Genomic DNA, 9,197 nt, shown 5'->3' with positions numbered 1-9,197 from the left:
CAAACCCGGCGCGGTTCATAGAGGCGGCTGACGAGATGGAACAGCAGCTGGCCGCCGGTCTGCGCGAAGGGAAGATGGCCGAGTTCGTCGAGGATCAGGAAGTCGAGTCGGTACAGCAGGTCTGCCATGCACCCCCGTCTGTCGGCACGAGCTTTGGCATCGAGCTTGTTCACCAGGTCCACGACATTGAAGAAGTGCCCCCGTTTGCCGCGCCGGATGCAGGCCCGGGCGGGTGTCCGCACATGGATGGAGTTCTACAATCACCACCGGGTGCACAAGGCCCTTGGCGGCCAACCGCCGGCAGTGGTCTACTCACTGACAGTAGAAGCAACGCAACCCGATCAGCAGGAGCAGATCAGAGCTTAAAAAGCGCCAGATCCTGTCCAAGGAAGGGGAAGCACCTCAGCTTGGGTGTCCTGCCCTACGATCTTGTCCGCAATCGGTCTCGAACGGATGGCGACGCGATGGCTTACTTTTGTCAGAACTCGTTCTGCTTGGCATAAGCTCGGATTTAGACAGGGCGGCCAACAGCGTGGCCATCCACGGAGTAGCGGTATTGTCGAACAGGATAAGGCAGGTTTCGATTCCAACGCTGGCACAGCATGGAAGCCGTCGAACGGACCGACATAGGGCACAAGACTCACGCGCTCGTCTTGGAACATATCCCAGATCGTTCGATCCCGGAGCCCCCTGATGTGGATTCGCTCTGGCCTAGGCAACGCAGCAATCCTTGAGCCAAGCGTCGAACTCGGTGCAACTCTTGAGCGTTGGCCGGGGGTACGAAGAACCTCCGTTGGGCAACGCCGACCTGCTCCTTCTCCAAGCCGGATACTAGGGTGCAGGTCCATTCAGCGGCGTTCTGAGCGGCTTTGCGAAGCACTGCTGTTCAACCCTGAGGGGGGCACGACCGCAGGGCGTCGCAGCTCGGGCCCGAAGAACCTCGCATGCATAGAATCTATGAACGGCCAATGCTTCCCGCGGCGGTCGTCCTGGCAATCGGTTTCGCGGTTGTTGCTGTCGACCGATTCCTGATGATGATGAGTTCAGGATAGGGCCTGAAGGGCATTACCTGGATGTTCTGGGCCGTGGTCTTAAGCGCTTGGCATGTCCATTCCGCATATCATATGCTGGAATGCGTGGCGAAAAATGATGGCTGGTCGGGGCGCTGGCGTTGCTTCTTGCCCTAGCGTGGCAGTTGTCCACGTTGCCGCCGCTTCTCGCGTTTCTCATCGTCCCGCTCGACATGCTATCTGATAACGAACAACACTCCGATTCCCAAGACGGTCAGCTTGAAGGGCAGGAAGATCAGCGGAAAGATATCCGACCAGTGTTCCATCCGTTCCGTCCTTTCAGCTGCGCATCTCGCAGGCCGGCTACAGGAGTACGCCGCTCCGCTCTAGCACCAGCAGCGAGGCGAAACGCCGTAGTCGCAGGTGGCAGAAAGGCCGCGGTTCGGACACTGTTCCGGTCGCCTTAAAGGTTCGTCAGGGCGCCGTTTGCAATATATGCGTTCGTCCTATTAACCGTGCAATCAAGGACCGTAACCTTGTCCGCACACTGTTTCGAGAGCTTTTGCTCGCCCTAGGCGGTCTTGGATCCCGCTTCTGATCGTGCTATGCTATGAGGGAGCTGATCCTTGGCCAGAAGAACCTTCCCGGTCGCAAAAGGCTTTGGAAAAAGGCCGCGCCAAAACTTCAAAATTCGACCGCTCCATGCTCTGTAAGCGTGAGCTGTTTCGAATTTGGCCCATTCCTATTCGTGATGTGCTGCGGCCAAGCAACTTGCAGCGGTCGCATGTCACGATGAGGGGAGGCGGGCCGAAGCTTTTTCCGATCCGCCAGTATGATGAACTGGCCCGACCACGGCGCGGCGCGAGTGCGTTCCGTTGAACTCGCCACCGAACCTACTGCTGCTCGATCAAGGCCCACATGCACAGATTTCCTGAAATTGCGTCAGTGCTCAATTATCACATTTCGCATACCTATATAGCATCCACCTTGTCACATATTCTTAGTTATGTAATCGGAATTATGAATCATTTGACCTGCTCCCCATTGAGTCCGCGTTTATTGGTTAGCTCTGTTCAGGGTTTGGTCCTCTCTTGACCGTTGGTGATACTCCCGCGGGGTGAGACCGTCGAGGCTCGAATGCGGGCGGTGGTGATTGTAGTCATCTCGCCATGCTGCAATCAAATGGCGGGCATGGCGCAGGTTGGTAAACAGGTGCTCATTTAGGCACTCGTCCCTTAGGCGGCCGTCGAAGCTTTCCACCAGGCCGTTCTGCATCGGTTTGCCGGGCGCAATGTAGTGCCATTCGACTTGCCGATCCTCCTGCCATTTCAGGATTGCGTTGCTGGTAAGCTCGGTGCCGTTGTCGCTGACCACCATGCAGGGATAGCCACGCGATTCTGCGATCCGGTCCAACTCACGGGCGACGCGCGTTCCGCCGATGGATATGTCCACGACAGCCGCCAGACATTCCCGGCTGAAGTCATCGATGACGTTCAGCACCCGGAACCTGCGCCCGTCTTCCAGCGCGTCTGACATGAAGTCGAGCGACCACCGCTGGTTTGGCCCCTGCGGGATCGCCATGGGCGTCCTGGTGCCCACAGCGCGCTTGCGTCCACCCCGTTTGCGGACGGTTAACCCTTCTTCGCGAGAGAGCCGGTAGAGCTTCTTCCAGTTCACCTCCCAGCCCTCGCGCTTCAGCAGGATGTGCAGGCGGCAATAGCCGAACCGGCGCCGCTCGGACGCCAATTCCTTCATCCGACCTCGCAACTCGGTGTCCGCCGGTCGCTTCGGCTTTCGCCGATAGACACGCGGATCAATCCCAACCAGCGCACAGGCGCGCCGCTGGTTATAGCCCTTGGTCTTCATTGCCCAGTCCACGGCATGCCTCCTCGAACCGGGCCTCAGAAGTTTTTTCCGAGCATCTCTTTCAGTGTGGCGACATCGAGCATCTGCTCCGCCAGCATCTTCTTGAGCTTCGCATTCTCGGCTTCCAATGCCTTCAGGCGCCGCGCGTCAGACACCTCCATGCCGCCATACTTTGAGCGCCATTTGTAGAACGTCGCATCGCTGATCCTATGCCTACAGCAAAGTTCTTTCGCGCCCAGCCCCGCCTGGTGTTCCGTCAAGATGCCAATGATCTGCTCTTCGCTAAATCGGCTTCTCTTCATCGTCTGTCTCCTTCGTTGGAGAACAGGCTAACCTCAAAGCGAGGACTTTTCAGGGGAGCAGGTCAGTCCAGATAAGGGCCCTACATCAAAGAACCTAGCGAATGCCACGGGTTTCCAGCCGAGGAAAATTCCAAGTGGAAAAGTATTCTACATGCAGGAGCCTCCCGATACGCAAGTTTGCAAGGAAACCCCAAACGAGGCTTTATCAGACGATCTCAATCGCCTGCTTCAGAACAAAGATTTTGTAATGCAGCTGGACACAGGTACGATCTTCTAAGATCGTTACCCAGCAAAAGCGCCTTAAGAAGAGCAATAATCTCCACCGCGACGGGTCGATGCTGCACTACTGCCAACTCAGCTACTTGACCTACTTGTACACCCAATAGTAGGCGTTTTTACGAAGATCCAAGGGGGTTTGTCTTATGTATCCGGAATGTTAGCTGGGCAGCGTAAGCAAACCCCCGAAGATGACATACGTGCAGATGTTTTCTTCAGGATCTCATTGGCAGTTCGCAACCTGCGGTTCTTGCGTTTCAATTCCTCGAACTGATCCTCCTCCGCGCTCATCAGCACCAGCCCTCTGACCGGTGCCAATCTTGGGCGCGAAGCCACGATACGCAGCGATGTCGGCACGGTTTTCCTGAAACAGCCGAATGCCGCGCTCGCGAAGTTCAGCCGGATAAACGGGGTGAATCGTCTCTTAGTCACAGGGCTGATCCTTTGAGCTTTTTACTTTTCGGTAAACACGGGGCGGTTCAAGCTGCGCCGCGGTGTTTTCCGGTGCATCCGGGTCGCTGGCGATCATCGCCTGAACCTTGACTTCGCTGATCGGCTTCTTGGTAACAGCAGCTTTTTTTCCTTGCGGCTGATCCCGCCGACCTGATCACCGTCACGAAAATCGATCCCCCAACAGGCGAAGTGGACAGTTCAAGCTACGGCTATTTCCGACCCGACCTCTTTTTTGGAAAAGTCCCACGCCTCGGACTGCCGCTCCCTCCGGGTGCATTTGAAACGCAGGCCGCTTCTAGGCCCCCTGGTGCGTTGCTATGCGGCTTCGTGCGCTGGACCCGCCCCACGCCTTTCTTCCAGGCTCATGATTCCGCTGCCCAGACCTGGTGTGACCGCGCGGAGGCGGAACGCCCTTCTTGCGTGCCATGGAGCGGAGTCTGACTTCGATAGGCTGTATGGTGGCGAGAAATGGGAATATAATTTTTTACGGTTTCGCTCCCGCCGCCATCACGGTTTTGCCCCTTACGATCCATTTCGCTCCGACCATGCCAGGAAACGGCCACTGGTCAGGCTACCCGGAATTTGGCACAAGCGGCGCGCAGGGTGCGGTTCTTGGCAAGGCACTGCTTCCGAAGCATCACGTCATCGCAGGTTTTCCCGAGGTCGCCGGTTTCCCCATGCTTAGTTTCTTGAGATCGACCAGCGGGCGCGGTGCCAGCTGGACTACTTTCGGGTTCGTGGCCAGTTACGGGATCCGGCTTCTGTCCACCCTGATCCTGACGCGCCTGCTGGCCCCCGATGTCTTCGGTCTGATGAGCCTGGCGTGGGTCTTCATCGGCGCGGTCGGCATGCTCAGCGACATCGGCACGATTCCTTCGGTGATCCGCAGCCCGCGTGGCGACGAGAAGGTGTTTCTTGACACGGCCTGGAGCGTGCAGACCGTGCGCGGGCTCTGGATCGGCGGGCTGACCGCCCTCATCGCCTGGCCCGTATCCCGGCTCTATGACGAACCGCAGCTGTTCCCGATCCTCTGCACCGTGGCGGTGATGCCGATCCTGAGCGGGATGAACTCGATGGCCGGGGCGACCTGTCGTCGACACATGCAGCTGAAGAAGCTGACCCTGCTCAGCATGTCCGTGCAGATCCTGACCACGCTGTCGAACGTGTTCTTCGCCTGGTGGCTCCAATCGGTCTGGTCGCTGGTGCTGGGCTCCATCTCGGGGGTGCTGTTCAACCTGTTGCTCAGCTATACTTGGCTGCCACGATACCGCCCCCGGCTGATCTTCGATCGAAGCGTCATAACCGAGATCGTGAATTTCGGCCGCTGGATCCTTCTGGGCACCTTGTTCACCTATCTGGGCGGAAAGGGTTCGACCGCGATCATGGGCCTCGAGGTCTCGGTCGAGACATTGGGCCGGATCACCATCGCGACGACCATCGCCTGGGCCCTGGGCGATCTGGTCGCCCGTGTCCTGGACCAGGTGGCATTCCCGACGATGTCGCGTCTGCACCGCGAGGGGAAACCGCTCAACCGTCCCGTCGGCAAGGTCAAGAAGCTCAGTCTGTTCGGGATCCTGCCCTGTTTCCTGCTGCTGAGCTTCATCAGCCAGCCGCTGGTCGATCTGCTCTATGATCCGCGCTATGCGCAGGCTGGCAGCTTCCTGTCGATCCTTGCGTTGAACGGGGCGATCGCGATCATGTCGATGCCCTATCAGAATGCCATGCTGGCGGCCGGGAACAGCCGCGGGCATTCGATCGTCATGGGGGTGTTCTCGACCTCTCGTATCCTGCTGATGGTGCTGGGCGCGCATTTCTTCGGCATCTACGGGCTGCTGACCGGGCTGGGCCTGGGCGAGCTGATCACGGCGGGGGTCTCGATCGCGATGTCCAGGCGCAGCGGGATCGTCATGCTGCGCTATGATCTGGCGACCGTGGCGATCATCATTCCAGCCTATGTCTATGCGCTGATGACCGCCCAGCCGCTGTCAGCCTGATCGGGGTCTGTCCGGCACGGAACGTCGCCCGTGCCGGATGTGTCCGCCCTTGCGTCGGATGACCCGCGAACCGTGCATCCCCGCCACCGGCATCGCCCATGACGGCGCTGCAATCGCTGCATCCTGGGAAGAAACGGTGGGCGAAAAGGCACGCCACAGCCCATTTGAATACCCAAGAATAATGCTCAAGGGCCGTGCCGAAATTTGTGCGCTGATATCCTCGTGAAAGGGGATATCCGCAAAATCCTTGTCCGAAATTGCCTTAGATGCTCTAGTCGACAGGACTTTACCCTGCGTCCGACAGGATATCCTGCAGGGGATCGTCAATATGTACACGGGTAATGGTCACATGGTGACAGGCTGAAAATTAAATCCCGATCAGGTGCCGCATATCCTGTTTCGTGAAAATGATTTGGCCTGTTCTTTTAAAGGTTGAGCTCATTGGAACTCTATTACGCGGCCTCCAAGAACGGTAATTTCGGCGACGACATGAACCTGTGGTTCTGGGATCACTTCCTTCCCGGCTGGCGGGATCGCGATCCAGACGCGACCCTGTTCGGCATCGGATCGATCCTGGGAACGCGCATCGTCGAGCGTCATGGAAAGGTCCTCGTCTGCGGCAGCGGTTCGGGCTATGGCAGCCTCGGGCCGGTCGATCCCGACGATGTGCGCATTTCATGGGTCAGGGGGCCGCTGACGGCGCGTCTTCTGGGGTTGGACGATGGTGTCGGGATCTCGGACCCGGCCTCGCTGCTGACGGTCATGCCGGAATTCGCCGATCGTTCGCGGGGCGGCGGCGGGGCGATATTCATTCCCCACCGTTCGACCGCCCAGCTGCAGATCGATTGGGAACGGCTGGGGCATCTGTGCGATCTGCGCGTGGTGCTGCCCAATCAGGATGCCCGCAAGGTGATACACGAGATCATCGGCGCGGATCTGGTGGTCACCGAATCCATGCACGGGGCCATCATGGCGGATGCCTTCCGCATTCCCTGGGTGCCCATCAAGATCTCGAACCAGTTCAACGATCACAAATGGGCCGACTGGGCCATGGGGCTGGACCTGACGATCGATGCACCGGAATCCCTGGCACTGCCCAAGAAGATCTTTCGGATGGCGAATGCCCTGAAATCGAACCTGCGAAAGATGAAGACCCCCAAGCCCGCGCCCGTTCCCGCGATGGCAGGACCGCAGGGCCCGGGCCGAACCTCTCGCATGCCACGGACCGGCAGCTTCGATCTGGGCGAGGATGGGCGCCAGCAGGTCAAGAAGCTGCTTCGGCTGGCCGCGCCCGTCATCGAGCGGAGGCTGGCTGCCGATATCCGCCGCGCCATGAAGCGCCATGTCCATCTGAGCGGCGAGGGCCGGACCGAAGAGCTTGTCGCACGGATGATGGACCGGCTGGACGATGTGCAGCGGAGCATGTCCGGGCCGTCCTGATCCCCCACCCGATTCCAGGCAGGGCGATGAGATCGCCCTGCCCCTTGCGCCCCATCGCCTCGGCGGCGCGCATCTCCGGGGGGCGATTTCGGTTTCGGTCGGTGCCTTTCTGGCCACCCAGGGCCCGGCAGGTCCGTGGACTGCCCGGCAAAGCACGCCTGCCATTGCCGAAACCGCCCCGCGATATCCGTAAGATAGCGGACCTATCCCTTGTGGTGGGCGCCAAGCCTTAAGAGAGGCTTGTCCGCCGGGGGGCTTTTACGACAATTCTCATCACATTCGACCAAGAGCGTTCCGGCCGATCCTGCCGGTGACCGCGGCGATTCCGTCGAAAAGACAGATTGCCGCAAGGCGCGACCGCCAATAATTCGACCGTCAATCATGATTAAGAGGTATTCATGTTCCGTTCACCCCTGCTTGCCCTCGGCGCGGCCTGCGCCATGCTGGGCCTGACTTCCGCCCATGCCTCGACCCTGGGCGCGGGCGATCTGCTTCGCCAGTTCAACCTGATCACCACCGGCGACGTCACCGGCAGCGGGGGGCTTCACATCGATGGCCGTGCGCTGGTCGGCGGCGACTACAAGGCCAATTCGGGCACCGTCGTCTACATGAACTCCAAGGGCGAAGCGTCCGAGTTCGACGATTTCATCGTCGCGGGCAGCGTCAGCTCGCAGGTGCACCTGAACAATGGCGGCACGGCCGCGGTCGGTGACGGCCTGGACCGCGTGAACCTCAACGGTGGCGGCACCAAGCAGGTCTATTCGGCAACCTCGGCCCCGCAGGACTATGCACAGATCCTGACCGACTATGCCGCCAACCTTGCCTCGCTGGCCCCTTCGACCACGGGTGTCACCCGTGCGGGATCGTCCAGCGACCGCAGCAATACCTTCACGATCACCAGCCCCGCCGACGGGATCGGCGTCCTGTCCCTGACCGAGGCCGATCTGCGCAGCGACCGCGACTTCGTGCTGAACCTGTCCGACGATGTCGAATGGGCCGTGGTCAATGTCACCGCCACCGATGCCGACACGGTCTTCCGTCTGGGTTCGACCTTCAAGGCGCAGCAGAACGCGGACGTGCTGTCGCGCGTGGTGTGGAACTTCACCGGTTTCACCGACGTGATCTTCGACGCCCAGTTCCGCGCCGGTGCGATCCTGGCCTCGGGTGCCACGGTCACCACGAATGCGGGCAATATCGAGGGCAGCGTCTTCGCTTCCAGCTTCAACGGCCTGAGCGAGCTGCACTTCACCGGCCTGTCGGACGGCGAACTGCCGGCCGAGGTTTCCGCGATGCCGCAGCCTGCCCCGGTGCCGCTGCCGGCGGGCATGGTCCTGCTGCTGTCGGGTCTGGGAATGGGTGGCCTGCTGCGCCGTCGCAAGCGCGCCTGAACCTGGTATCACCGCGTGATCGTCCGGGGCCCTGCGGGGCCCCGGATTTCTTTTGCGCCCTGCCGTGTCAGATCAGCGGGTCGTCCATCACCTGGACCGCAGGCGCGGCCAGTGCATCCCACAGCCGGGCCAGTGCCGCATCGTCGCTGTAATCGACGAAGGCTTCCTCGCCACTGGTGGTCATGCGGATATCCCCGCTGCCCTTGCCATCCTCGCCCAGCACCAGCGTGACCTCGTCGCGGACATAGTCGATGCGGATCAGTGCATCCTGACGATCGCCCAGGCCCTTGACGCCGATGTCGTCGAAGCTGCCGACAAGCTGGTCGACATCGATCAGGACCGTCTCGCCCATCGCATCCGAGGCGTCCCAGTCCGACAGGTCGATGTTCAGATCGCCGTCCAGACGGACGCCCGAAGTGACCTTGCTTTCATCGCCCATCGCACCCGAGCGGAACTCGGACAGCTGGC

4 protein-coding genes and 3 pseudogenes are annotated in these 9,197 nt (G+C 60.2%); 3 read left to right on the top strand and 4 right to left on the bottom strand.

What is annotated here, in order from left to right:
• From KO490_RS02535 to KO490_RS02520, 3 genes and pseudogenes are all read right to left on the bottom strand, one after another.
• Window positions 1–230: pseudogene (locus KO490_RS02535) on the bottom strand (ATP-binding protein); the annotation flags it as partial.
• 284 nt (window positions 231–514) lie between these two features.
• A pseudogene (locus KO490_RS02525) lies at window positions 515–841 on the bottom strand (IS21 family transposase); the annotation flags it as partial.
• 1,225 nt (window positions 842–2,066) lie between these two features.
• Window positions 2,067–3,178, bottom strand: a protein-coding gene (locus tag KO490_RS02520) for an IS3 family transposase (protein WP_216017835.1) whose coding sequence is annotated in 2 segments (ribosomal slippage) — window positions 2,067–2,923 and window positions 2,923–3,178 — 1,113 coding nt in all. Because the reading frame shifts where the segments join, the coding sequence is not laid out codon by codon here.
• Between the two features lie 1,418 nt (window positions 3,179–4,596).
• Between KO490_RS02520 and KO490_RS02515 the strand changes: the two genes are divergently transcribed.
• From KO490_RS02515 to KO490_RS02505, 3 genes are all read left to right on the top strand, one after another.
• A complete protein-coding gene (locus KO490_RS02515) occupies window positions 4,597–5,901 on the top strand; it encodes an oligosaccharide flippase family protein (RefSeq protein ID WP_216017834.1) in 1,305 nt (434 codons plus the stop codon).
• A gap of 441 nt (window positions 5,902–6,342) precedes the next feature.
• Window positions 6,343–7,341, top strand: a complete 999-nt coding sequence (locus KO490_RS02510; protein WP_216017833.1) for a polysaccharide pyruvyl transferase family protein — start codon at window positions 6,343–6,345, stop codon at window positions 7,339–7,341.
• A 398-nt stretch (window positions 7,342–7,739) separates the two neighbouring features.
• Window positions 7,740–8,729, top strand: a complete 990-nt coding sequence (locus KO490_RS02505) for a collagen-binding domain-containing protein (protein WP_216017832.1) — start codon at window positions 7,740–7,742, stop codon at window positions 8,727–8,729.
• Window positions 8,730–8,796: 67 nt separating this feature from the next.
• Here the strand turns inward: KO490_RS02505 and KO490_RS02500 are convergent.
• Window positions 8,797–9,197: pseudogene (locus KO490_RS02500) on the bottom strand (hypothetical protein); the annotation flags it as partial.

The organism is Paracoccus sp. C2R09 (assembly GCF_018860625.1).
Lineage (GTDB): Bacteria > Pseudomonadota > Alphaproteobacteria > Rhodobacterales > Rhodobacteraceae > Paracoccus.
This window is presented reverse-complemented; position numbering and strand designations above follow the sequence as displayed.

Bases quoted from the DNA above. Each gene is read 5' to 3' on its own strand.
- KO490_RS02505 (WP_216017832.1), top strand. From the start codon at position 7,740: ATGTTCCGTTCACCCCTGCTTGCCCTCGGCGCGGCCTGCGCCATGCTG.